Origin of the sequence: Pontibacillus sp. HN14, assembly GCF_021129245.1 — a bacterium.
Taxonomy (GTDB): domain Bacteria; phylum Bacillota; class Bacilli; order Bacillales; family BH030062; genus Pontibacillus.
This window is the reverse complement of sequence record NZ_JAJOLR010000001.1, coordinates 574,399-599,681: the sequence shown is the minus strand read 5'-3', so window position 1 is coordinate 599,681 and position 25,283 is coordinate 574,399. Positions and strand designations below refer to the sequence as shown.

Annotated in this window: 29 protein-coding genes; all 29 read right to left on the bottom strand. The window is 40.0% G+C overall.

The genetic code is table 11. The annotated features are described in order from the left end of the window. Window positions 1–17: 17 nt before the first annotated feature. Window positions 18–221, bottom strand: a complete 204-nt coding sequence (locus LQ226_RS03060) for a hypothetical protein (RefSeq protein ID WP_231416368.1) — start codon at window positions 219–221, stop codon at window positions 18–20. Between the two features lie 137 nt (window positions 222–358). Further along, entirely contained in the window at window positions 359–844 is a 486-nt protein-coding gene (locus LQ226_RS03055; protein ID WP_231416367.1) for a chemotaxis protein CheD, read from the bottom strand. Continuing rightward, window positions 834–1,475: a chemotaxis protein CheC gene (locus tag LQ226_RS03050; RefSeq protein WP_231416366.1), complete on the bottom strand. Its 642-nt coding sequence runs from the start codon at window positions 1,473–1,475 to the stop codon at window positions 834–836. Before LQ226_RS03050 ends, LQ226_RS03055 begins: the two co-directional genes overlap by 11 nt. 6 nt (window positions 1,476–1,481) lie before the next feature. Beyond that, on the bottom strand, window positions 1,482–1,949 hold the full coding sequence (locus LQ226_RS03045; RefSeq protein WP_231416365.1) for a chemotaxis protein CheW: 468 nt from the start codon (window positions 1,947–1,949) through the stop codon (window positions 1,482–1,484). 14 nt (window positions 1,950–1,963) lie between these two features. Then, complete coding sequence (locus LQ226_RS03040; protein WP_231416364.1) at window positions 1,964–4,051, bottom strand: chemotaxis protein CheA; 2,088 nt, start codon at window positions 4,049–4,051, stop codon at window positions 1,964–1,966. A gap of 7 nt (window positions 4,052–4,058) precedes the next feature. Further along, window positions 4,059–5,123, bottom strand: a complete 1,065-nt coding sequence (locus LQ226_RS03035) for a protein-glutamate methylesterase/protein-glutamine glutaminase (protein ID WP_231416363.1) — start codon at window positions 5,121–5,123, stop codon at window positions 4,059–4,061. Between the two features lie 7 nt (window positions 5,124–5,130). Further along, window positions 5,131–5,991 (bottom strand): MinD/ParA family protein, encoded by an 861-nt coding sequence (locus LQ226_RS03030; RefSeq protein WP_231416362.1) that lies wholly within the window; start codon window positions 5,989–5,991, stop codon window positions 5,131–5,133. Then, window positions 5,984–7,111 (bottom strand): flagellar biosynthesis GTPase FlhF, encoded by a 1,128-nt coding sequence (gene flhF / locus LQ226_RS03025; protein WP_231416361.1) that lies wholly within the window; start codon window positions 7,109–7,111, stop codon window positions 5,984–5,986. Before flhF ends, LQ226_RS03030 begins: the two co-directional genes overlap by 8 nt. Then, a complete protein-coding gene (gene flhA, locus LQ226_RS03020; RefSeq protein WP_231416360.1) occupies window positions 7,108–9,141 on the bottom strand; it encodes a flagellar biosynthesis protein FlhA in 2,034 nt (677 codons plus the stop codon). Before flhA ends, flhF begins: the two co-directional genes overlap by 4 nt. An 18-nt stretch (window positions 9,142–9,159) precedes the next feature. Next, complete coding sequence (gene flhB, locus LQ226_RS03015) at window positions 9,160–10,245, bottom strand: flagellar biosynthesis protein FlhB (RefSeq protein ID WP_231416359.1); 1,086 nt, start codon at window positions 10,243–10,245, stop codon at window positions 9,160–9,162. Then, on the bottom strand, window positions 10,246–11,028 hold the full coding sequence (gene fliR, locus LQ226_RS03010) for a flagellar biosynthetic protein FliR (protein ID WP_231416358.1): 783 nt from the start codon (window positions 11,026–11,028) through the stop codon (window positions 10,246–10,248). A 2-nt stretch (window positions 11,029–11,030) separates the two neighbouring features. Next, the gene (gene fliQ / locus LQ226_RS03005) at window positions 11,031–11,300 is read right to left on the bottom strand and encodes a flagellar biosynthesis protein FliQ (RefSeq protein ID WP_036778720.1); all 270 of its coding nucleotides are present in this window, start codon (window positions 11,298–11,300) and stop codon (window positions 11,031–11,033) included. A gap of 19 nt (window positions 11,301–11,319) precedes the next feature. Beyond that, on the bottom strand, window positions 11,320–11,985 hold the full coding sequence (gene fliP, locus LQ226_RS03000) for a flagellar type III secretion system pore protein FliP (protein WP_231416357.1): 666 nt from the start codon (window positions 11,983–11,985) through the stop codon (window positions 11,320–11,322). Continuing rightward, window positions 11,978–12,658: a flagellar biosynthetic protein FliO gene (locus tag LQ226_RS02995; protein ID WP_231416356.1), complete on the bottom strand. Its 681-nt coding sequence runs from the start codon at window positions 12,656–12,658 to the stop codon at window positions 11,978–11,980. The genes fliP and LQ226_RS02995 overlap by 8 nt, the downstream gene beginning before the upstream one ends. A 12-nt stretch (window positions 12,659–12,670) precedes the next feature. Then, window positions 12,671–13,033, bottom strand: a complete 363-nt coding sequence (locus LQ226_RS02990; RefSeq protein WP_231416355.1) for a response regulator — start codon at window positions 13,031–13,033, stop codon at window positions 12,671–12,673. Window positions 13,034–13,054: 21 nt separating this feature from the next. Continuing rightward, the gene (fliY, locus tag LQ226_RS02985; protein WP_231416354.1) at window positions 13,055–14,269 is read right to left on the bottom strand and encodes a flagellar motor switch phosphatase FliY; all 1,215 of its coding nucleotides are present in this window, start codon (window positions 14,267–14,269) and stop codon (window positions 13,055–13,057) included. After that, complete coding sequence (gene fliM, locus LQ226_RS02980; protein ID WP_231416353.1) at window positions 14,259–15,260, bottom strand: flagellar motor switch protein FliM; 1,002 nt, start codon at window positions 15,258–15,260, stop codon at window positions 14,259–14,261. The genes fliY and fliM overlap by 11 nt, the downstream gene beginning before the upstream one ends. A 33-nt stretch (window positions 15,261–15,293) precedes the next feature. Further along, on the bottom strand, window positions 15,294–15,710 hold the full coding sequence (gene fliL, locus LQ226_RS02975; RefSeq protein ID WP_231416352.1) for a flagellar basal body-associated protein FliL: 417 nt from the start codon (window positions 15,708–15,710) through the stop codon (window positions 15,294–15,296). A 1-nt stretch (window position 15,711) separates the two neighbouring features. Beyond that, window positions 15,712–15,927 carry a flagellar FlbD family protein gene (locus LQ226_RS02970; RefSeq protein ID WP_231416351.1) on the bottom strand — a complete coding sequence of 72 codons (216 nt, stop codon included), beginning with the start codon at window positions 15,925–15,927 and terminating at the stop codon, window positions 15,712–15,714. Window positions 15,928–15,990: 63 nt separating this feature from the next. After that, complete coding sequence (locus LQ226_RS02965; protein WP_231416350.1) at window positions 15,991–16,947, bottom strand: flagellar hook-basal body complex protein; 957 nt, start codon at window positions 16,945–16,947, stop codon at window positions 15,991–15,993. An 88-nt stretch (window positions 16,948–17,035) separates the two neighbouring features. After that, window positions 17,036–17,407, bottom strand: a complete 372-nt coding sequence (locus LQ226_RS02960) for a TIGR02530 family flagellar biosynthesis protein (RefSeq protein WP_231416349.1) — start codon at window positions 17,405–17,407, stop codon at window positions 17,036–17,038. A 24-nt stretch (window positions 17,408–17,431) separates the two neighbouring features. Next, a complete protein-coding gene (flgD, locus tag LQ226_RS02955; protein WP_231416348.1) occupies window positions 17,432–17,920 on the bottom strand; it encodes a flagellar hook assembly protein FlgD in 489 nt (162 codons plus the stop codon). 9 nt (window positions 17,921–17,929) lie between these two features. Beyond that, window positions 17,930–19,522 carry a flagellar hook-length control protein FliK gene (locus LQ226_RS21095; protein WP_231416347.1) on the bottom strand — a complete coding sequence of 531 codons (1,593 nt, stop codon included), beginning with the start codon at window positions 19,520–19,522 and terminating at the stop codon, window positions 17,930–17,932. A gap of 29 nt (window positions 19,523–19,551) precedes the next feature. After that, window positions 19,552–20,124 carry a MotE family protein gene (locus LQ226_RS02945; RefSeq protein ID WP_231416346.1) on the bottom strand — a complete coding sequence of 191 codons (573 nt, stop codon included), beginning with the start codon at window positions 20,122–20,124 and terminating at the stop codon, window positions 19,552–19,554. A 10-nt stretch (window positions 20,125–20,134) separates the two neighbouring features. Then, window positions 20,135–20,578 carry a flagellar export protein FliJ gene (fliJ, locus tag LQ226_RS02940; RefSeq protein WP_231416345.1) on the bottom strand — a complete coding sequence of 148 codons (444 nt, stop codon included), beginning with the start codon at window positions 20,576–20,578 and terminating at the stop codon, window positions 20,135–20,137. Next, window positions 20,575–21,897, bottom strand: a complete 1,323-nt coding sequence (fliI, locus tag LQ226_RS02935) for a flagellar protein export ATPase FliI (protein ID WP_231416344.1) — start codon at window positions 21,895–21,897, stop codon at window positions 20,575–20,577. The genes fliJ and fliI overlap by 4 nt, the downstream gene beginning before the upstream one ends. Beyond that, on the bottom strand, window positions 21,898–22,659 hold the full coding sequence (gene fliH, locus LQ226_RS02930) for a flagellar assembly protein FliH (RefSeq protein ID WP_231416343.1): 762 nt from the start codon (window positions 22,657–22,659) through the stop codon (window positions 21,898–21,900). Beyond that, window positions 22,640–23,653: a flagellar motor switch protein FliG gene (fliG, locus tag LQ226_RS02925; RefSeq protein WP_231416342.1), complete on the bottom strand. Its 1,014-nt coding sequence runs from the start codon at window positions 23,651–23,653 to the stop codon at window positions 22,640–22,642. The genes fliH and fliG overlap by 20 nt, the downstream gene beginning before the upstream one ends. A gap of 12 nt (window positions 23,654–23,665) precedes the next feature. After that, a complete protein-coding gene (gene fliF / locus LQ226_RS02920; protein ID WP_231416341.1) occupies window positions 23,666–25,270 on the bottom strand; it encodes a flagellar basal-body MS-ring/collar protein FliF in 1,605 nt (534 codons plus the stop codon). Window positions 25,271–25,283: the final 13 nt, after the last annotated feature.

The following is a 25,283-nucleotide window of genomic DNA, read 5'->3' as shown; positions in this document are numbered from 1 at the left end:
GTTCTTATAGCTGCTTCTTATTCTTCTTCATTTAATAAAGCCCGCACCATATCTGATGTTTGCTTAATTTGGTCTTCTGATTGTTCACCCTGCTTTCCTTCTTCCCTTTCGCTTGTTTCCTGTAACGTTTCATCGGTAGCATCTTCAAATGCCACCTCTTCTTTTGATCCATTAGAATTGGATACAAGGGCCATTCCCATTACCCTTCTAAAAAGATACATAAATAAATAGAAGACCAAGAAAACAACCCCTACTTTTATAGAAGTAGTTGAGGTTGTATGACCTGAATAGGATAGGCTTAAAGTAAGTATTGCTCCTAGGATAGCAAAGAGGAGATTCCATAATATCGAACCAACCATCAAATTTCTGTCACACCTTTATTTACTGTTCTAATTTGCATTATTCCACTTGAAGGATCAAATTCTATCGTACGTCCATTACTTCCTCCGCAATCTTCTGCTACAACAGGAATGCTGCACGATTTCAACTGTTTTTTCACGGCTTCTAGATTACGGGGACCGATACGCATCATATCATTGTTTGAAAACTGAAACATTTGAGCCCCTCCTGCAAGCTTAGCTTTAAATGAACGGCCTCCTTCTTCTTTCAACAGTTCCATTAAGAGCGGAATAGCTGTATCCGCATATTTCGCCTCTTTCATACGTTCTCCCTTAGCCATCGTCGAATCGGGGAGCATAATGTGGGCCATACCTGCTAATTTCGCTCGTAAATCATAGATAACTACCCCTATACATGAACCTAACCCAGAAGTTCGAATCACATTTGGTTCGCGAACTACATTGAAGTCAGCGATCCCCACCTTCACAACCTGTTCACGACTCATTAGAAGATACTCCAAGAGATGCGAAAATCGTTTCAAATGAAGCCGGATCAGGGAGCAAGAAAAAGTGACCTTTCACTTCTTCCTCTTGATATTCTTCATCTACAAACGTAGTGTCAATAACAATGGCATAATCACTAACCTGTGACAGCTCTAGTAACCCGAAGCTAAGTACTGCGCCAACCATGTCAATTGCTATAGATGGCACAGATGGGTAAAGGGATAACTGGGTAAAATCTGACATAGAAGATAAATAGGATCCTGATAAAATATTCCCTAATTCTTGTACGGATGATAGAGACAATTCCGAATATGGTGGTGCGTTAAAATCAAATTCCTGCTCCCCTGTCATATGCCTCACAAAGCGACTGGCTTGGCCTGGTGACATGATAAAGAACATATTCCCAGGAGCATCTCCTTCGATACGAAGGAAAACGGAAACGATCGTACGTTCCGCTCCTCCTACTATATCCATAACTTCATCAAAACCTACGACTCTTACAGATGGTACTTTCATGTCAATTTTTCGTTGCAGTAGTTTGGATAAGGATGTGGCCGCATTACCCGCCCCTATATTTCCGATTTCTTTTAAAACATCTAAATGATAAGAAGTAAATTGTTCTTCAAATTTCATCTGCTTTTAACCTTCAATAGACTGCAACTGTCTTATTTCTTGTTCAGAAAGCACTTCTTCTAAATTTAAGAGAATCAGAAGTCGGCGGTCCAACTTTGCCACTCCGCTTATGTAATCAGCATCTACTGTTCCAACTACTTCTGGTGGAGGCTCAATGGTTCCACTTGGAATATCAATGACATCATTAGCCGAATCCACCACAAGCCCAACCTCCATATCATCAAGGTGCACGATAATAATTCTGGTACTCTCATCGTAAGAAGTACCTTCAATACCAAAGCGCTCCCGCAAATCTATAATGGGTGTGACCACCCCTCTTAGGTTCATCACACCTTTTACGAAAGAAACAGTCCGTGGCACACGTGTAATCGGCATCATTCTTTCAATCGAACCAACTCGTCCTACAGGGACTCCGTATTCTTCATTTTGTAATTGGAACACAATTACTTTCACGTCTTCTGCATGATTTTCCATTGCCCTTTACCCCCTTATTTAATAAGTGCATTGCTATCGATAATAAGCGCAACTTGACCATCGCCAAGAATAGTGGCTCCCGAAATGGCGAATACGTTCTGGAGATAGTTTCCGAGCGATTTGAGAACAACCTCTTGTTGCCCTATGAACGAATCTACAACAAGCCCAGCCATCTTCTCTCCCTTACGTACGATTACGATTGAATAATAGTCACCCTTCTCAGTTTCTTGAGGCACTTCAAACACATCCTCAAGGGACACAAGAGGAACCACGCGTCCTCTGAAGTCAATTACTTGTTTATTATGAGCATGCATAATATCTTCTTTCTTTACAATTGCCGTTTCAATTATCGATGAGAGAGGAACAGCGTATTTTTCTTGTTGTACCTCAACCAACATAACGGAAATGATTGATAACGTCAGAGGTAATTGAATAGAAAAAACAGAACCCTGATCAGGTGCAGAATCAATGGTTATAGAACCACCAAGTGATTCAATTGTGTTCTTCACAACGTCCAATCCAACACCTCGCCCTGAGACGTCCGAGATTTTATCAGCAGTCGAGAACCCGCTAGACATAATAAAATCAAAGACCTGCTGATCGGTTAAACTAGATGCCTGCTCGGCGGTGACAAGCCCATTATTCATTGCTTTTTGAAGAACCTTATCCCTATTGATTCCTCCGCCATCATCAGAAATCTCTATGAAGACGTGGTTACCACTATGATAAGCCTGGAGTTTAAGGTTCCCTTCCTCTGGTTTTCCTTTTTCCACACGACTTTCTGGTGTCTCAATGCCGTGGTCAAGAGAATTTCTGATTAAGTGAACGAGCGGGTCTCCAATCTCGTCAATAACAGTTCGATCAAGCTCTGTTTCAGCTCCTTCGACAACGAGGTTCACCTTCTTATTTAAATCTCTTGCTAATTGACGCACCATTCGAGGGAATCGGTTAAATACTTGTTCAACAGGAACCATACGCATATTGAGGATAATATTCTGTAGATCCCCAGAAATACGGGACATGCGCTCAACTGTTTCTTGAAGTTCTGAATGGTTTAAATCTGTAGAAATTTGCTCTAAGCGCCCTCGATCAATTACGAGCTCTTCAAATAAGTTCATTAACACATCTAACCGGTCAATGTTTACCCGTATGGTTTTGCTTTGAGCCGCCTTTTGGGGTGTGTTTTCGTTCGTTTTTTGGGCTTCGGAAGTAGTTGACTTTTCCTTCACAGCAACTGCTACAGACGCATTTTCAATACTCTCTTTTGTCTCTTGCTCAGAGGACACATTATTTAATTCTTTTGATTCTGCTGAATTAGCAGTTACATAGTCTTCAGCAGTTACTTGTACGACATGAACAGTGTCAATTTCTGAAACTTTTAATATACGAGCTTTAATATCTTCTTTCTCATGAGTTGAAAGTAGAAGAACTTTAAATTCTAAATCGAAATTCTCTTCCTCTAACTGATCAACTGAAGGAGCTGATTGAGCCACTTCCCCTACTTGTTCTAACACTTCAAACACCATGTATACCCTTGCGCCTTTCAACATGCAATCCTGTGTTAAGGTAACGGTAATTTCATAATTTGAGAACCCTTGTTCAGCAGATTCCATTAATAACGTCCGTTGAAATTCATCCAAGATAAGTTGATTTGGATGATCATGTGAATGGTTTTCTTCCATCTGTGAAACCGCCTCGGATTTTTGGACCGAAGTTGGGGTTTCCCCTTTTTCGATTCGTTCAAGTTTTTCCACAACTTCCTTAACATCCCGCTCTCCTTGACCACCACTTGCGATATCACCTACCATGGCCTCTAAATCATCTACACCATCGAAAATAATATCTAATAAGTCACTGTCTACGTGAATTTTATGATTTCGAATGAGGTCTAAAACATTTTCCATCTTATGGGTTAGATTTGCTAAATCCTGATAATTCATTGTAGCTGACATACCTTTTAATGTATGAGCAGCCCGAAAAATCTCCTGGACAATACTTAAGTCTTCTGGATTCTTCTCTAGCTTCAGCAGAGAATCATTCACAGTTTGTAGATGCTCTTTGCTTTCTTCAATAAAAACCTCTAAATATTGGCTCATTTCCATATAACCTTCACCCCTTATGTCCGCCTATCCTTTTCATGAGGGCTAGGCTGATCTCATTTACATGTACAATTTCATCCACTAAATTAGTTAGAATTGCTGCTTTAGGCATTCCAAATACAATGGATGATTCTTCTGACTCTGCGATCACAGTTACAGCATGGCTAGATGCTTTTAACCGCTCTACACCTAGTGCTCCATCTGAACCCATCCCAGTCATAACAACCGCAATCATACTAAGCGGTTGCAAGTGAGCAATAGAGTTAAACAGTACATCTACTGCTGGTCTGTGACCTTTATTAGCCTCTGCCTGATCTAGGTGAATAGTTAAATTCGTTTGTTGCTGTTGAATATTCATGTGGTAGTCTCCAGGAGCTATGTACGCAACACCAGGTTTGAGGACCTCTTGATGCTCAGCTTCTTTAACCGAAATCTTACACAAACGATTAAGTCGAAGCGCAAGAGATTGAGTAAATCCAGGAGGCATGTGCTGAACGATTACAATCGGTGCAGGGAAGTTTCCTGGCAGCGCTGTAAGAACTTGCTGTAGAGCACGAGGCCCCCCTGTGGAAGTTCCTATCGCTACTAAATCTTGCTTGCTTTTTGAATAAGCAAATCGATTTGGATGAATCGTCTTTACCGGAGGTTGCTGCGCTTTTTGAACCTCTCTTAAATTCGCCCTTGAAGCTGCTATGACTTTCCCTACAATTTGTTCAGCTATGGACTCTATGTTTAAAGAAATGGCACCAGAAGGCTTTTCAATAAAATCAACTGCGCCGTATTCCATAGCTTTTAAAGTGCTCTCCCCACCACTTTTAGTCATACTAGATAACATAACCACAGGAAGTGGGTGATTTTTCATTATCTCTTTTAAACAGGTTAGACCATCCATTTTAGGCATTTCTACATCGAGTGTTATGATGTCCGGAGATAACTGTTGTACCTTAAGAAGTCCGTCTTCTCCGTTCCTTGCTGTTCCAACTACCGTAATCCGATGATCTGCTTCGAGAATATCCCGAATCATTTTTCTCATAAAGGCAGAATCATCGACAACCAATACTCGAATGGTGTTCATATTCGATCTACCTTTCTAATAAAGAATGCTTTAGCCGGGATAAGAATGAACGCTTTGGTTGCGCGATCGAACTTCCATCTCCGATATAATCATGAACAATATCTTTCAACGCTTTACTCACTGATGCTTTATCGTTATACATGGTATAAGGTACTTGAGCTGTGACAGCTTTTACTACCGTTCGGTCATCTGGCAGAATCCCGAGGGGATAAACAGTACGGTCTAAAAACTTCTCTGCTACAGATTGTAATCGGTGAAGCGTTTCCTGACCGGATTTTTTAGAGAAAGAACGATTGACAACAACCCGAATCGGTAGCTCCTTTGTCCTTTGATCAATGTGCTTCATCATGGCATAAGCATCCGTTAAAGAAGTGGGCTCTGGGGTTGTCACGACAATACATTCGTTACTCGCAAGGATAAAGTGAACTCCTTCACGGGTAATCCCTGCACCCATATCAAAAAGAATATAATCATAACTTTGCATCAGCTTCTCTAATTGATCAAAGAAATAGTCCATACGCCCATCATGAAAATTAAAAATGGTAGATAACCCTGACCCTCCCGCAATATAAGAAAGGGATTTAGGTCCTTCTTCAATAATGTCATAGATTGATAAATTGTTTTCGAACATGTCTACGATGGATCTTTTCGGAGTCAGCCCCATTAGGATATCAATGTTTCCCATGCCAATATCAAGATCAAATAACAGCACTCGTTTTCCCTTATCGGCTAACGAGAGGCCGAAGTTAAGAGCGAAGTTCGATTTACCGACGCCCCCTTTTCCACTCGTAACCGCTATTGTTTTCGCTTCATTTGAAGACTGAATATGTTTTAGCTTTTCACGGAGGTTGGATGCTTGATCATTCATCGGAAAGACCTCCTACGAACCGAGAAACTATTCGCTCAGGAGATGCTTCTCGAATGTCGTCTGGCACATTCTGTCCATCCGTTAGATAAGCCGCCCCGATATGATATTTCATCATCATATTAATCATTGCTCCATAATGAGCTGTTTCATCTACTTTTGTGAAGATTAGCCGCTTTATAGGAACACCGTTAAACTGTTGATAGATCGCTTCAATATCTTTCGCTTTACTCGTTATCGATAAAACAAGATACGTTTCTACTTCTTCCTCGAAATCTACTATTTCCTTTAATTCCCGGACGTAATTTTCATCTTTAAAGTTTCGTCCCGCCGTATCAACCAACACAACATCGCAGTCAGAAAATTTTTCTTTGGCATTCTTATAATCATTGAGGTTATAAGCTACCTCTACTGGTACGTCTAATATCTTTGCGTAAGTCTTCAATTGATCAATAGCAGCAATCCGGAACGTGTCTGTCGTGATGAAGGCCACTTTCTTTCGATGATTCAAAACACAATCCGCTGCAATTTTTGCAATAGAAGTTGTTTTCCCGACACCGGTAGGCCCAACAAGATGAATGTATTTCTTCTTAAAATCAATTCCCCCAAATGGAATTCCTTCAAGTTCTGAAAAGAGACGATCTTTTAGCCACTCTCGAGCTGTTTCAAGATCAATATCTCCCTTTGCAATGTAGTAATGTTCTACCAGCGGATCAATCAGACGCTTGGCTATATGCTCTGATACTTCGTGATTGATTAGGTGAGTGTAAAGCTTATGAAGAACCCCAGGATACAAAACAGAACTATTCGTTGGTTGATTTTTCATTAATTTCTTCAATTCTTGCAATTCTTCATACACATTCTGGCTCGGCTTGATTTGTTTCGACTCCGAAACTTCTTTGTTTATCTTTTCTGTAGTTGGTGCGGCATGGTTTTGTTGAGTTCGCTTTGGTTCAGGGTCAATAGCCGCAACCACCTCAATAGATTTCTTCTTAAACATTCCCAGGAAGCCGCCTTCGTGAACTTCTTTAGAATTCAAGATCACCGCATCTGTTCCTAACTCATTCCGGACCTTTTTCATGACCTCAGGCATAGTGGGTGCCCGGTATTTCTTTACCTTCATGCTACGTTCACCTCCCCAACACTTTGTACCTCTATACTTGGTTCTAATTCGTTATATGACAGAACCGCAACTTGAGGCAAGAAGCGTTCTAATAGTTGTTTCACATACATTCTTGTGGCAGGTGAACACAATACTATTGGCGTTTCTTCCTGCAAGGAGAGTTGTTCAACCTGGCTTGCTACAGACTGAACAATTTGTTGTTGTGTTTCTGGGTCTAGCGCAAGGTAGCTGCCATGTTCTGTTTGTTGAACATGTTCAGCTATTGTCTTTTCTACTCTTCCTGAAACGGTAATGACTTTCAGTCCATTTTGACCTGCTGAATATTGATGTGTAATTTGGGTCGCTAATGATTGTCTGGCGTATTCAGCAAGAAGCTCTGTATCATTCGTCATTTTCCCAAAGTCTGCGAGCGTTTCAAAAATAACAGGTAAGTTTTTAATCGAAACGTTCTCACGTAGTAACTTCCCAAGCACTTTTTGGACCTCACCAACAGAGAGAGGTTCAGGCGTGACCTCATCTACTAAAATCGGGTAAGATTCCTTCAAATGATCGATGAGCTGTTTCGTTTCTTGTCTTCCTAATAGTTGATGGGCATACTGCTTTATGACTTCGGTTATATGGGTGGACACCACAGAAGGAGGATCTACAACAGTATAACCAAACATCTCCGCATCTTCTTTAACCTCTTCAGCTATCCATTTTGCAGGCAAACCGAATGCAGGTTCTTGAGTATCAATACCTTCTACACTATCTTCTTCAACGCCTGGGCTCATAGCCAAGTAATGATCAAGGAGAAGCTCCCCTTTTGCTACCTCGTTTCCTTTGATTTTCAAACGGTACTCATTTGGATTTAACTGAATATTATCTCTTATCCTCACAACAGGGATAACGAGCCCTAATTCAATGGCAAGTTGACGACGGATCATAACAATTCGATCCAGTAAATCCCCGCCTTGATTCGTATCTGCAAGAGGGATTAACGCGTACCCAAATTCAAATTCAATAGGGTCGGTAGAGATCAAACTCACAACGTTCTCCGGAGACTTCATATCAGAACTTTCTTGTTCTGTTTCTTCTTCAGGATCAGGTTCTTGGTCTAACGCTACATCCCTCGATAACCAGTAACCTCCGAATGCTAAAACACCTGCTATAAAAGTCGTGATCAGTATTGGAATTGGTGTCAAACCAAGCATAAAGATCGTTGCTGCTGCAATGTATAGAAGTTTTGGATATCTTAATAGCTGGGTGGAGACGTCTGTTCCGAGATTTCCTTCAGATGCAACTCGTGTAACTACAATACCTGTGGCAGTGGAAATAAGTAAGGCCGGAATTTGGCTGACTAATCCATCTCCAACTGTTAGCCTCATGTATGTATCAATAGCTTCAGAGAATCCGTACCCTTTTTGAGTCATCCCGATAATAAGTCCAAAAATAATATTAATTAAAACGATTATGATACCTGCAATGGCGTCCCCTTTTACGAACTTACTAGCACCATCCATTGCACCGTAGAAATCTGCTTCATTTTCAATTTTTTCTCTTCGCATTTTAGCTTGTTGTTCAGAAATTAAACCTGCATTTAAATCAGCATCGATACTCATTTGCTTACCTGGCATGGCGTCTAATGTAAATCTTGCAGCCACTTCTGATACACGCTCAGCCCCTTTTGTAATGACAAGAAACTGAATAATGACTAGAATGGCAAAAATGACAAAACCAACAAGGGCACTATTGCCGGTTACAAATGTTCCAAACGTTGAAACCACTCCTCCAGCTTCTGCGTTCGCTAAGATGGAACGAGTCGTGGATACGTTTAATCCCAACCTGAATAACGTCAGTAATAATAGGAGGGATGGAAATATAGAAAACTGTAACGCTTCTGTTGTATTCATTGCCACTAAAATGACAATTAAAGCTAATGTAATATTAATGAGTATAAATATACTTAAGAGTACAGGTGGCATTGGAATCACTAACATGACGATGATTAGGATAACACCAACCAATACCGATAAGTCTCTTATGGCCATGAATTTCTCTCCCTACTGTTACGCTTTCTTTTGCAGTTTATAGACGTAAGCTAGAATTTCAGCAACCGCTTGGTAAAATTCTTCCCCAATAGGTTGGTCGATTTCAGATCGATCATATAATGCTCTTGCTAACGGTCGATTCTCAACGGTTGTCACGTCATGCGCTTTGGCAATTTCTTTTATCTTTAAAGCAACATAATCGACACCCTTAGCAACAACATAAGGGGCTTGTGCCTTGTCCTCATCGTATTTTATCGCAATGGCAAAGTGGGTGGGGTTTGTAATAACTACATCCGCTTCCGGCACTTCACTCATCATTCGCTGCTGTGACATCTGTCGTTGACGTTCTTTAATCTTGGATTTAATTTGAGGATCCCCTTCAATATTTTTGTGCTCATCTTTCAAATCTTGCTTGGACATTCGAATATTTTTCTCGTAATCATACCGCTGGTAAATGTAATCAATACTTGATAACAAAAGCAGTAATAGAGAAGCAGCCAGTCCCATTATGACAGTGGTTTGCCCGAAAAAACTAACAGCACTCTCCACACTTTTTTGAGACATTTCTAATAAATCGCCCCGTCTGATCCATAACACCGTAAATGTAACTGTACCTATAAAGCCAATCTTCAACAAAGACTTCAACAATTCAACCAGTGCTCGTGCTGCGAAGATCTTTTTTGCTCCTTGTATGGGGTTTAACTTCTTTAAATCCATCTTCAATGGTTCTCCGGTAAATAAGAACCCAATTTGCAAATAATTCGCTGCAAGCCCCGCCACGATTGCCGCCCCCATAAGTGGAGCTACTGTAATGGCCATCTCCATTGTTACTTGTAGTAACATTTGATGAACAGTTTGCTCTGTGACTTCCCATGTTATGTATTCTTGAAAAGTATGCCTGTACAAACGCGTAAACCGATCTCTTAAAAAACCACCAATGACTAACATCACTAAAAAAACCGTAAAGAGCAATATAGCCGTGTTCACATCCTGGCTTTTTGCAACTTGTCCTTTCTTCCGGGAGTCCTCACGCTTTTTAGGTGTTGCTTTCTCAGTCTTTTCTCCAGAGAAATACTGAAGATCCAACCGTAATTTGTTCACCATTTAAGCCCCTCCCATCAGTGACATTAGATCTCTCATCGTGACAAGCATGAATTCAAATAAATTCTCTACAAGTATCGAGAACATTCCAAACGATATAATAATAACCACGAAACTCACAAAGATTTTAAGCGGTAACCCAACAACAAATACATTTAGCTGAGGCACTGTTCTGGCTATGATCCCTAAAGCCACATCAACCAAAAACAAACAACCCACAACAGGCATCGCCATTTGAAAGGCTACGATAAACATTTTATTAAAGGTAAAGACCACAAACTCTGCAATGGAACCTTCTCCAAAAGGAATCGAAACCTGGTTCATAGGGATCACCTCGTAACTGTAAAAAACCCCATCAATTAAAAGGTGGTGACCATTTACTGCGAGTAAAAATAACAATGTAAATGTATAAAGGTATTGACCAATTAACGGACTTTGCACGCCAGTTTGAGGGTCAATGACATTCGCAATAGCAAAACCCATTTGAAAATCGATAAAACCTCCTGCAATTTGAATGGCTGCTAAAATCAAGTAAGCTATAAAACCTACTAGCAACCCTACCAGAGCCTCTTTTAGAATAAGCAGGATAAATGTCTCATCAAGAAGAATCACAGGCACATCGATTGTGAAATACATTAAAAGAGCTAAAAATGCACTAAATCCTATTTTATGCTGAGTAGGCATGTTTCGGTATGAAAATAGCGGCAGCGTAACAAAGAACGCGGTGACTCGCATAAAGATTAATAAAAGTCCAGGCACTTTGGAAAGGTCAATTAAACTAATCATACCTACCCTACAAACTGATTTAAGTTCTCAAAGATTGTGGCTGTAAATTCCACCATTCTCGTTAACATCCAAGGTCCAAAGAAGACAAGGCCACCCATCACAGCCACTATTTTAGGGATAAAGGCAAGGGTCTGTTCTTGAATCTGAGTTGTTGCCTGGAAGATGGAAACAAGTAACCCTACTGATAAAGCTAATATAAGCAATGGACCTGTTATCGTTAAGACGGTTACGACGCCTTTCTCAGCTAGTGATATAACGAACTGACTATTCATTTAAGATCTCCTCCTGTTGTTAAAAACCTTCTAGTAGCGACTGCATAATCAAGTACCAACCATCCACAAGAACAAAAAGCAGGATCTTAAATGGAAGTGAGATCATGACAGGAGGCAACATCATCATCCCCATTGACATGAGAATACTTGCTACAGCCATATCAATTACAAGAAAGGGAACAAAAATCATAAACCCCATCTGAAACGCCGTCTTTAACTCGCTAATAGCAAAGGCCGGAACCATCGTTGTTAACGGTATGTCCTGAACAGTCTCTGGCTTCTCCATTTGAGCATAATTCATAAACAAGGCAAGATCTTTCTCTCTTGTATGTTTAGCCATGAATGACTTCATAGGTACACTGGCATTCTCGTAAGCTTCCTCTAATGAGATCTCCTCATTGAACAAAGGGGTAAGGGCCTCTTCATTTACTTCTTGAAGGGTAGGCGCCATTACAAAAAATGACAAAAACAATGCAAGACCCACTAATACCTGATTTGGAGGCATCTGTTGTGTGGCAAGGGACGTACGAACGAATGACAAAACAATAATAATTCGCGTAAAACTTGTCATCAAAACTAAAATTCCAGGAGCAATGGATAAGACGGTTAGCACCAACAGAAGTTTTACAGATGTTGCTACGTTTGTTGGATCTGAGTCTGCAAATAGATTAATAAATTCATTCATTTGAATCCTCTTTCTTTCTCTTTTCCGCTTCTACAAGCTGCTTCCTTCGCTCCTTTAAAGAAGATAGTTCAGTTTGAAATAATTTTTGAAACGATTGATCGTTATATGATTTTTCTTCATCCTTACCAGAAGCCTTTTTTTGAGGCAATAATTGTTTAATAAAGGATGGAGAAAAGCTCTGAACGTCCGGCTCTTTCTTCTTCGTCAACTCGTTTATTGTGTGCTCATCCTTGATCTCTGTAACTAATTCAACATTTTCTCCTACTCCAACTGCATATACTTGTTGTCCTATGCGAACAATTTGCAATGATTTGTTCTGTCCAAGAGGGACTCCCCCAAGATTCTCCATCGCTTTTGAAGGATGAATGCTTTTGTTTCGCTTATTCATAAACTTTAAAAGTATATAAATTAAAAAGATAATAAAGGCTAGAGCCAATATGAGTTTAATCAAATCTAACAGCATCGACCCTTCAGAAGAAGCAGGCGAAGAAGAGGGGATAGATTGTTCCTCTTCTTCAACATCTTTAGATGAACCATAATCCCCACATCCTTCAAGGGCCGGATTTTCTAAGCAAGTTTCTACACTTGGTTGTGCAGAAATAGTCGTTGATGATGGCCAAAAAGCCGTTATGATGATGAGGGCGCTCACCCATATGAATAACTGCTTACTCATAGTTCCTCCCTTTTATGCTAAAGCCTTATTTATAGCCTCAAGCACTCGGTCTGCTTGAAATGGTTTCACAATGAAGTCTTTCGCTCCCGCTTGTATGGCATCTATGACCATCGCTTGTTGCCCCATTGCGGAACACATAATAATCTTGGCATCCCCGTTAAGGCCTTTAATTTCTTTTAGTGCACTAATCCCATCCATTTCAGGCATTGTAATATCCATAGTGACAAGGTCTGGCTGTAATTCTTTATACTTATCGACAGCTTCACTTCCGTCTTGAGCTTCACCCACAACGTCAAACCCGTTCTTTGTTAAAATATCCTTGATCATCATTCTCATAAATGCTGCATCGTCTACAATTAAAATTTTGCTAGCCATACATATCCTCCTAGTAACAATCTATTGTAATTTTTTCAGCCGTTCTTGCTGGCTAAGTATTTCTGTAACACGAACCCCAAAGTTTTCGTCAATCACAACCACTTCTCCTTGTGCAATGGGTTTATCATTCACAAGAATATCTACAGGTTCCCCTGCTAATTTATCAAGCTCTACAATCGAACCTGAAGATAGTTCCAAGATGTCTTTAATCGTTCGTTTTGTACGCCCAAGTTCCACTGTTACTTTAAGCGGAATATCCATCAGCATATCTAAATTACGCTTTTCCTGATCCTGCAAAGATGGAGGCTCAAATTGACTAAATACGGCTTGTTGAACCTGGCTTGAATCTTCTTCTCTCATGCCCCCCATGTATTGCGTTTCTCGAGGTTGAGCCGGTTCCTGTGATGGGGCCACATTGTGCTGTACTTGAGAAGGTTCTGTTCTTGCCGAGGCAGTATGATCTTGTTGCGCTGCTTGATCACTTTCTACTCTTTCCGCATTTTGTTTTGGCTCTTGCTGTGGTTCTGCTTCTTGTAACAGTTCTTCATCACCTGAAGGAGGATTCAACAGTTGGTCCACAAGGTCTTTAGCAAATTCGATCGGCAAGACTTGCATAATCTTTGAATCAATTAACTCCCCAACTTTAAGTTGGAAACTAACATTCACAAGATCTTCATCTGGAATTTGCTCTGTTCCTTCTCCTTCTTTTACATGCAATAAATCAATACTTGGTGGAGAAATATCCACTCGTTTATTAAAGACTGTCGACATGCTCGTGGCTGCTGAACCCATCATTTGATTCATGGCTTCTTGTACAGCGCTCAAATGAATTTCATTCATTTCTTCAGATGGTGATGTCCCATCCCCTCCAAGCATCAAATCCGCAATAATAGCAGCATCACTTTGTTGAATCACTAACAGATTCATTCCTGAGAATCCTTCTGTATATTCGACTTGAATGGCTACATTCGGTTCAGGAAATTCATCCGCTAGATTTGACCTCTTTATAATTGAAATCGACGGCGTCGTTATATCCACCTTTTGCATTAACAGACTCGATAGTGCTGTAGCAGAGCTTCCAAACGAAATATTTCCGATCTCCCCTAGTGCATCTTGTTCTAAAGAAGTTAAATACTCGTCATTAGATGGTTGGTCATCGTTTGAACCGCCCGTATCGGCTGTTCCATTTAACAGGGCATCAATTTCATCCTGTGAAAGCATATCATCACTCATCATCGTCGTCCCCCCCTCGGTATTCGTCTAATATTTGGACAGCTACTTTCTTTTTCACCTGTCCAGGCTGTGCTAGGAATTTAACTTCTTCATCAACTTTAATTTTCATAGGATCCTCAATTAACTGATCTAACCGAATCACATCATCTTTAGCAAGATGATACAGTTCATCAACAGTAATCCGAGACTCACCTAATATGGCTTTTACATCCACTTCTGCTTTCTGGATTGTTTTTGAGAGGGACTGGTACTCCTCAGGGCTTGTTTCATTAGGCGTTTGGGTTTGCATCCAGTAGTGAACAGAAAGTTTTGGAATAATCGGCTCTAACACCACATGTGGAATACAGATGTTAATCATGCCTGAGGATTCCCCGATTTCTGTATTTAAGGATATAACAACAACCGTTTCATTAGGAGAAACCATTTGAAGAAACTGAGGGTTTACCTCAAACTCTTCAAGCTCTGGATTTATATCGACCACAGAACTCCACGCTTCTTGAAGGTTATCAATCGCTTTTTCAAAAAGCTGAGACATCAAGTTCGTTTCAATTTCTGTAAGGCTTTCCACTTTATTAACACTGACGCCTTTCCCCCCAAGAACTCTATCAAGCATAGCGTAAGCAATGTTTGGGTTGGCTTCTAGTAGAATTCGTCCATCTAAAGGCTCGACGGAAAAGACGTTTAAAATCGTCATTTTTGGAATCGATCTTATAAACTCTTCGTAAGGAATTTGATCTACTGAGGCAACAGAGATATGAATATAGGTTCTTAACTGAGCCGAAAAATAAGTCGTGAGTAGCCGAGCAAAATTTTCATGGATCCTCGCTAAACTGCGAATCTGATCTTTAGAAAATCGTAACGCCCTTTTAAAATCATAAGCTCGTACTTTTCGTTCTTTTTCTTCCTTTTTTAAATCATCTGCGTCCATTTCTCCAGTTGATATGGCGGATAATAGTGCATCGATCTCATTTTGAGAGAGAACTTCTTCTGCCAAAACGTCACCTCCAATCAGGTGCAATCATTCGTATTATTGTAAAACTTTCTTAATGGTGTAGACTTCTGTAACTTTACCTTCTGTCATTAATTCGTTAAGGCGGGTCTTAATCATCGCTTCGAGGTTTTCAACACCCGTTTTAAATTCTTTTTCATCCATAGGGGATAGTTCTTTAATTAAGATGTTCTTAAGCTGGAAGTCCCGCTTTTCTAATTCCTCTTTAGCATCTTTACTCTCTGTTACAATTCTAAATTGAATCCGGACAAAACGATCATCTTTTAAGTCAGTCGTAATCTCGTCTGTTTCAATGGAATAGTCACGCAACTCATCGATCGTCGGCTCTCCACTTGCTTGACTACTAGAGTTTAAGATTAAGATAAGGGCAACGACGCCTCCGACCGTAATGACAACCAGGCTAATGACCATAGCTTTAAGTATTTTTGGATTCAAGTTAGGATCCCTCCTTTTCCTGGACACTAATACTTGCAAGTCCAATCTGCCTGTAAAATTGTTTGGTTAATGTAATGACTTCCTCTTCTTTCTCTCGAACAAGAAGCTTCCGGCCACTACTTAATGTAATTGTCGTATCTGGATGAGCTTGAATTTGTTCTATGTAAATCGCATTTAATGTAAACGACTCACCGTTTAATCGAGTTAATGAAATCATTATGTATAAGGGAGCCCTTAAAAAGCGGCTCCCAGCCTCCCTTTTCTAGTCAGGTTGTCTAGTTTATCGCTTCAAGTTAACGAGTTCTTGTAAGATCTCATCAGATGTCGTAATAATACGGGTATTCGCCTGGAAACCACGCTGTGCTGTAATCATTTCTGTGAACTCTTCTGCAAGGTCAACGTTGGACATTTCTAGGGAGCCTGAAACGATTGAAGCTGCTCCATTTTGACCAGGCGCCACTAAATCTGCCGGTTTGTCAAAAAATTCACCAGCTGTACTACCATCACCGTCTTCATCAGCGACGAGCAAACCAGCATTATTTGAATTAATAAACTCATTTGCACCAACTTTCTGAAGTCCAGCAGGGTTAGAAAACTTAGCTACTTTAATTTGGCCAGCAGCTAGCGTATTTCCTCCCGCTACGTAATTTACAGTACCATCAGACTGTATACTAAAACTTTCAGCAGTAGGAGGAATTTGTATTCTACCCTTTTCAACCAAAGTTCCTGTTGTGCTTCCGGGATCAGGATCAGGATAGCCCTCTGTAGAGCCTAATAAATATTTACCAGAACCATTTACAATAAAACCTTCTTGGTCAAGATAAAAATTCCCAGCTCTTGTAAACGAAATATCAGCATTAGTAAAGTCGCCGAAATCTTCCCCGCCACTATTCTGTCCAAGCGCAAACATCCCATCGCCTTCTAACGACAAATCAAGGGGGCGATTTGTTGTTTGGCGATTACCTTGAGTGTGAATATTATCAATGGAACCTAATTGGGATCCAAGACCAACTTGGGAAGGGTTAATTCCCCCTCGAAAAGGTGTAGCTGTTCCACCATTGTCAGTTGTGATAGGACCTTCAGCCGCAGATAGGTTCTGACTCATCATATCTTCAAACGTCACGCGCCCTTTTTTATACCCTGACGTATTTACATTGGCAATGTTGTTTCCGATTGTATCTAACTTCGTTTGCATACCTTTCATACCGGAGATCCCGGCGTACATTGAACGTAACATATTTCGTTCATCCCTTTCGTTTTTAGGTAGATTAATAGATTTGCCGCTTCAGTCATTCCGCGGCGTATAGGCCTCCCGAAGGTCCAACCTAGTCTTCCATCACAATCGTTCCATTAATGTTCGTAAATACTTGTGAAGTCGCTTCTTTTTTATTCATGGCTGTAATAACCGTGTTGTTTTTTGTACTGACCACAAGTGCCTTATCCTTCATTAACACAAGGGAATCTGTTACCCCTTTATGTTTCGCTTCCTTCATACGGTTTGCCATCGCTTCCCATTCTGCATCAGATATGTGGAGATTTCTCTCTTGTAATCGCTGCTTGGCGTGTTTGCTCAGCTTTATTCCAGAAAGTTCCTGGCGAAGCGCATCTTGAAAGCCGCCTTCTTTTACGGATGATGCTTTTTTCTTACTCGGAATGGTTAGCGGATGAGTGTGTAACGACTGGATTCTTGGATCCATGTTACCTCCTTCTTTCTATAGATCTTATACAGATTCATCTTCTTTCCCATTAACAGTAGTGCCCACTTCTTGTTGATCAGCGACCCTTTTAATACGTTCTGTTGAAATCGTTTGTCCATTGGAAAGTTCCAGTTCTATAGCGTCTTGTTTTTTTGTAACAGCTAGCACCTTACTCGTTTCAGCACCTGTAACGGTCCCATTTTCATTTACAATCTCGTAGGAAACTTGTTTACCAATCATCGAACTGTACTTGACGATCGGAGCGAAATTCTGGGCTTGTGATAGTTTCTCGATAGCAGAAGACATGTTTGTCATTTGCTCAAGCGTCGAGAAACTCGTCATTTGAGAAATAAATTCTTTATCTTTCATAGGACTTGTCGGATCCTGATTTTGGAGTTGGGTCATCAGGATTTTTAGGAAGTCATCTTTCCCTAACATGCTGTTACTTCCTGCATCAACTGTGCGTGTTTGTTGCTGTGACTTTAAATAAAGCGATGGATCAATACTAGTCATTGTCATCACCTACACCTTTTCATTCATTAATACATCGTGAAAACGAATGGATTCCTCTTCTTCATTTTCAGTTACATTCTGTTCTTGTTCCTGTTGTGGTCTTTCATCCTCTTTATGATCTTGTTCTTTATCAAATGTGAAAGACTGATCTGCCTGAATCGTTACATCTTGCTTTTCAACCTGTACTTGGTTTGGTGAAAACATATGACGTAGCTGATTCATGTTTCCTTCAAGCATATCTTTTGCTGCCTGTGTCGTAACCATGATCTTAACCATCATTTCTCCATTTTGCTGCGTCATTTTCACCATCATATCCCCTAACGAACCGGGGTTGAGTTTAATAGACAATTGAGATCCTGCTTTGTTCATTGAAAAGCGACTTCGGCTCATCACTTTCTGAAATTCCTCTATGAGCTGTTTTTGCATCGTTTGATCGCTTTGAGTATTTGGGCTTAATTTAATTACCATTTGTTCTTGTTTAGACATCACCATGCTGTCATTAGCACTAGTAAATGAGGTTGGTTTAAGACTTGCGTCTGCTATTGAATCGTTTTTATCTCCCATTCGGTTCCATGCATTTTGAATCCACTTACCGAATTCTTTAGTAGTGACACTGGCATTGTGGGTATACTGGTTTTTGACAGATAAATCTGAACGCTTCCTTAGATTTTCTAATGCATGTTCAAAACCCATTACCGCCTTTGAATTTTTTAATTGTTCCAACGAGGGTTTAATTTCAGAAAAACTCGTTTGCCCACTCTTATCCATTTTAAGCAATTGCTCTGCAATGGAATGAAGTTCTTTATAAATAGCTGATGCTTTCAAGGTGTTATCTGAAATATGACTTTCCCTCAACTGATTAAGCTTTTGTAAGGTGTTTTTCAGATTTGAAGCTATTATTCTCAAGCTCTCACTATTAACTTTTGACTCATCTACAGAATTAAATACAGGATTTAGCTGTCCCTCTAGACTAAAAGCGGATATTAATGAATTTTCTTTTGATGTATTGAATTCTTGTAAAATAGTAATTAAATCGGTGGTAATATTTTCAATCTTTTTTTGCATTTCTCTCAATTGAACGTTTTCCACATTATTGCCATTAGAGTTTGCTAGCCAACCATCTAGCGCCACCAATTGTTCTATAGAGGACTCTAAAGATTCAGCTGGGTCTTCATTAAAACCTGACTTTGGTTGAAGCATTTCTTTCAAAGAATTGAGAATAATGCTAATGTCATCACTAGCAGCCAAGGTCTTAATATTACTCTTCGCTTTTTTTGATAACACTTCCCAATTTGCACTACCTTTTACGCCTTTAATAATATCCTCAAAAGCCACTTCATCATTATTGCTTGATTGTAGAATAGTTTGAAGGTCGTTTAGGAGAGATTTTAACTCTTTATCTAAACTAGATAACTTTGTTTCTTTATCCAATATTTCTCTAATATTTTTATAAAGAGGTTTCCCATCTCCCTCCTTGGTAACATTAGCAAGTACAGCTTCTAACTTATTTGTAAAAGCTGAGGAAGGCGGTGGGGAATTTTTTGTAGGTTTACTGTTCACCTTAACACCCAATTGCTGGAGCAATGCTACATTTCCATTCACAATTTCACCCCCTTTCAAAATTTAAATTCTCACCTACTCATAAGAGCGCTCGTTATAGTAGCAGCTAGTTCAGGGTCTAAAGCTGCTAACACTTTCCCCCGTTCATCATTCGGTAATTTTTCCAATAGATTAACAGATGCCACCTGATCAAGTTTAGAAACGATTGCCGCCGCTTCTTCAGGATCCATGTTTTTGAATGACGAGGAAAGGTTGGATAATACTTCTTCTTTATTCTTGTCTGACATGTTTTTATCATTTAATTGATTCGTAAGCTTCTCAATCTCGTTGTTAAGCTCATTAATCTTTTGATCTTTCACAGTCAATTGCGATTGTAACTCTTCTAATTGAGCATTTTGGTCCTCTATTGTGGCTTCTAATTCCACCGTTTGATCTCCTTGGTTTTCTTCAGTTTCTTGGTTTACCATTGTAGAGATAACGGGTATATCATTTGTGAACTGTTTTGTTTTCTCAAAAATATTTACTCCTGCCACCGTCATAATGATCAGAGCTACAGTTATAGCTAGGATAAGCGGAATTAGGATGACAAACACAAACCACTGGAATTTACTCGATTTTTGTTTTGGCTCTTCTAAACTAGCCATTGTCTTACACCTAATTTCCTTGATTAATATATTGTTGGACTGATATTTCATCCATCATCTGTTTCTCAAACGTTTGAACTTTTATTTGCTGTTGTTCAACTTTACGATTAATCAACAATTCGTATTTTTTGTATTCAATATGTGATTCAGAGAGCATGCCTTGCTTATCATTCATGTTATTTCTCGCCTCTTGAACCACTTGCTGAACTTCTTCAATTTGCTGCGATAGTTGCTCGATATATGCATGATGACTATGTAACGCGGTAATACTTAAACCTTTCTGAACTTCTGCTTCATAATAAGCTTCTGCATTTTCTTTCTTTTTCAACAATTGATACAAACGCGTGGCTACATCTTCAAACTGATCCATGGAATCTTGATAATTCTTTTGAGCCACATGTTTATCTTGTTCTTTCAAATCTAACAATTTATGAAAAGTACTTAAGCTTGTCATGACGATCCACCCCTCCCTACTGTTTGGATCAGTTGCCTTATGGCCTCTTCGTTTTGGACAGGTTCATGTGTTCCTTGTTTTAAAAAGGAAATCAGTTGAGGATGATATTGAATGGCTTCATCCACTTCTCTCGAACTTCCTTTTCGGTATGCTCCGATCTGGATGAGTTCTTGATTCTCTTCGTATGTGGCTAATAGACTCCTCATCCTTTCAGCAGCATCTAAATGCTCCTGCTCTGCAACGTGGTTCATAACACGACTGATGGATTTCAAGACATTTATGGCTGGAAACTGACCTTGTTCAGCTAGTTTCCGATCTAAAACAAAGTGACCATCTAATATTCCTCGTACTGTATCTGCAATCGGTTCATTTAAATCATCACCATCAACTAAAACAGTATAGAAAGCTGTAATGGAACCGTTCTTATTGGTTCCTGTTCTTTCAAGTAACTTCGGTAAAATGGCAAATACAGAGGGCGTGTATCCTTTTGTGGTAGGTGGTTCTCCAGTTGCTAACCCCACTTCCCGCTGAGCCATAGCCACCCTCGTTACGGAGTCCATCATTAAATTCACATCAAACCCTAAATCACGAAAGTATTCACTTATGGCCGTAGCTGTGTAAGCTCCTTTTATCCGCATCAATGCAGGCTGATCGGATGTTGCTACTACAACGATTGATTTCTTTAATCCTTCTTCACCTAGATCCCGCTCAATAAATTCTCGAACCTCACGACCACGTTCTCCGATCAGGGCAATAACATTAATATCCGCTCCACTATTTCGAGCAATCATCCCCATGAGTGTACTTTTTCCAACTCCACTACCAGCAAATATTCCAACACGCTGACCTTTTCCAACGGTTAATAGCGTATCGATTGATCGCACTCCTACTTGTATTGGTTCTTCGATTGGAGGCCTTGACAGAGGGTTTGGAGGAGATTGATCTGTCGGATAAGGTCTTAATCCTTTTAAAGAGGAGGACTCATACATCGACCTACCTAAAGAATCCAATACACTACCAATCATTCCTCTTCCGACCTTGACTTGAAGAGGTTCGCCGGTTGCTTCTACTAAACAACCTGGAGCAATATCTGTAATTTCTGAGTAAGGCATAAGAAGTACTTTCTCTTCCGTGAACCCTACCACTTCTGCAAGGATTGTCTCTCCTCTTTTAGGGCTTGAATGAATCACTACAACTTCTCCGACACTCGCCTCTGGACCCTTTGATTCAATCATTAAACCCACAACTCGAATAATCTTCCCGTAGCGCTTATACGTCTCAAGCTCGTCTATTGAATGAAGCAATTCTCTGACTCTCACTTATTCAGCCTCCTCTAGCAGGCGAAATAGTTTGGTTCTTAACTCTTCCAGTTGACTATCAATACTCACATCCACTCTTCCATAAGAAGACTCCATGTAACATTGGAACGGTTGTAAGTTTGTCTTAGGATAAATCGTTAGTTCTGCCTGGTGGTCCAGAATAAGCTGGAGCTCGGACTTTTGTGCAAGCACCTCTTCGTATTGGTCAGGATGTACATAAATTCGAAGCTCATCTGTATTATTTCCTTCATCAATGACCGCCCTCACAATAGGGAGAAAAGTTTCTGGACGTTCAGTTAAAGTCTGATTCATGATTTTTGAAGCAGCTTTCAAACTTAAGTGAAGGATAGTTTCTTCACTATCTGCAATCTTCGCATAATAATCCTGAGTGGCTTGATCTATGATGGTATGAGCTTTTTCAATAAGACTTTCGTATTGTTTAAAAGCATCTTGTTCACCAGACTCAAACCCTTTATTAAAAGCATCTTCCTTTGTTGCTTGTTCGAGTTTGACCTTTTCTTCCTCCCAGTCATTTTGCAGGGATTTAATTTTTTCTTGTGTTTCTTTTAAAAGACGGTCAGACTTTTCTTCTGCTTCCCGAACTATTTGATCAGCATAATCTTTTTGTTGATTTGCTTCTTCCATAACGGAATCTGCTAGCTTAGAAGATTGTTCGGAAGCTTCGCTTTGAGGCTTCGGGCGAACGGGTTTTATCCCAATTACACGCCCTTTATTCTCCGGGTTAAACAATGATATCGTCACCTCCGCCACGAGCAATGACGATCTCCCCTACCTCTTCTAACCTTCTAATGATGGACACAATCCGGGTTTGTGATTCTTCTACCTCACGTAGTCGCACAGGACCCATATATTCCATTTCTTCTTGGAAGGTTTCACTCATGCGAGAGGACATATTTTTAAATACAACTTCTTTAACTTCTTCACTAGCAACTTTTAGAGATAGCATGAGGTCCTCATTATCTACATCACGAATGACACGTTGAATGGCTCGATTATCAAGGGTGACAATATCTTCAAATACGAACATCCGTTTCTTAATTTCTTCTGCTAGTTCAGGATCTTGAATTTCAAGGGAATCTAAAATCGTGCGCTCAGTACTCCGGTCAACACCATTAAGAACGTTCACAACCGCTTCTACCCCACCTGTTTGGGTATAATCCTGTGTAACAGTAGTAGAGAGCTTTCTTTCAAGAATCTGCTCCACTTCATTGATCACTTCTGGTGATGTGGAGTCCATGATTGCAATTCTTCTTGCTATATCTGCCTGCATTTCCTGAGGAAGCTCAGACAAAATTTGAGCAGACTGCTCTGAATCCAAATAAGACAAAATTAACGCAATCGTTTGAGGATGCTCATTTTGAATAAAGTTTAGAATTTGGGAAGGGTCTGCTTTTCTCGCAAAATCAAACGGCTTAACTTGAAGAGATGATGTTAACCGATTGATAATCGCTGAAGCCTCTTTATCACCAAGGGCTTTTTCTAGAACTGTTTTCGCATAGCCGATTCCCCCTTGAGAAATATAGTCCTGCGCTAAAGCGATCTGATGGAATTGATCTAAAATCTCTTCCTTTTGATTCGGTTCTACTTTTTTTACAGAAGAAATTTCTAAGGTCAACTTCTCAATTTCTTCTTCTGTTAAATGTTTATATACTTGGGCAGAAACATCTGGACCTAAGGATATGAGGAGAACGGCTGCTTTTTGTCTACCTGTTAGTCCTGTTTTTTGCTTTGCCATATGTACTCACTCCTAATCTTCTGCGATCCATGAACGTAATAATTTCGCGAAGTCTTCTGGTTTTTCTTTCGCCATACGTTCGAGTTGCTTACGTCTTACTGAACTTTCCGTCTCTTCAGGTTCCTCCATAGCAGGGACCTCTACTGGAGTTCGCTCTCGTTCCACATAGTTTTCGGCTTCTAAATCTTGTTGCTTTCTTCTTCTGGATAGAACCCAAATTAAGCTTGCAACAACAACGAGTAAAATTCCTCCTGCTATATATACCCAAACCGGAATAGTAGGGGAAGGTTCCGAATTAAATTCCGGCTTACCATTGAATTCCTGAAACACGATCGAAACTTTATTCTCTGGTTCAACCGGACCAAATTCTTGATCAATACTCGTTGATACAATAGAACTCAATATAGATGTAATACTCTCAGAAAGAGTAGCTTGTTCAGCTGCTGAAAGCTGTTGAATGGCGCCATTTTCCGCGCTATCTTTATTCTGGTCAACTGCTACCTGTATACCTAGATCTCTAATTTTATATGGAGATTCTACGATATTTCTCTGAATTCGGTTAAATTCATTATTGATCGTCTCTTTCATCATTTCATAATCGCCGTTTGTCCCCTCTTCACCATCACCTTGATAAGTTGGGACATCGTTTCCATTATTCACAGTTCCCCCTGCGTTTACATCACCAGGGTCACCTGTATATGTTTCTGTGATACGTTCGACGCTAACCGGCAATCCTTCTTCGCCATCTTCTGCAGGTTGTACAAGGTTTTCTGTGCGATTTTCCTGTGTGAAATCGACATCAGCTGTGACGGACACCATTACTTTATCTTGTCCCATCATCATGCCTAGCATCTGCTGAACTCTTCTTTGAATATCATTTTGGATATCATCTTTAACCGATTGTTGATACTCATAAGATTGACCTGAGGCTATTGAACTAGATTTTTTTGGGTCAAAATACTTAAAGTTTTGGTCCATAATGGCGATATTATCTGTAGGGAGATTTGGTATCGCCTTAGAAACGAGGTGATATAACGATTGGATTTGATCTTCTTTTAGTTGATAACCTTTATTTACGTTCACAACGATGGAAGCTGAAGCTGTCTGTTTCTCTTCACCTACGAAGATCTTTTCCTCTGGCATATTAATCATGACTTTTGCATTTTCGATTCCTTCAATTTGCTTCATCAAGTTAGACAATTCGGTTTGCATAGCATCAATTTTCATGACGCCAAACTCATTATCCGTCATCCCCCAAGAAGTGTTATCACTGAAGAATCCGTAGTCAATGCTTCCACTATCAGGTAGACCCTGGGCAGCTAAATCGACCAATAACCCATCTACTGAAGTTTCGGGAACCATTACCGTCGTTCCTTGATTTCCTAACTCATATTTAACTCCTCTAGCATCTAACTCCTCTTTAATTTGCCCTACTTCCTGGACGGATAAATCATTGTAAAGAGGCACAAGTTTCGGATTAGAAGCAAAAAGGCTTGCTCCAACAATTAAAGCGATCAGACTGATAACAGCTCCAACCATCAGAATTTTTTGAGGCAAACTTCGCCCTTTCCAAAATTCGCTAGATTTTTCTTTATAATATTGTAGCTTTTCTCTCATAATAGCCCCCGTG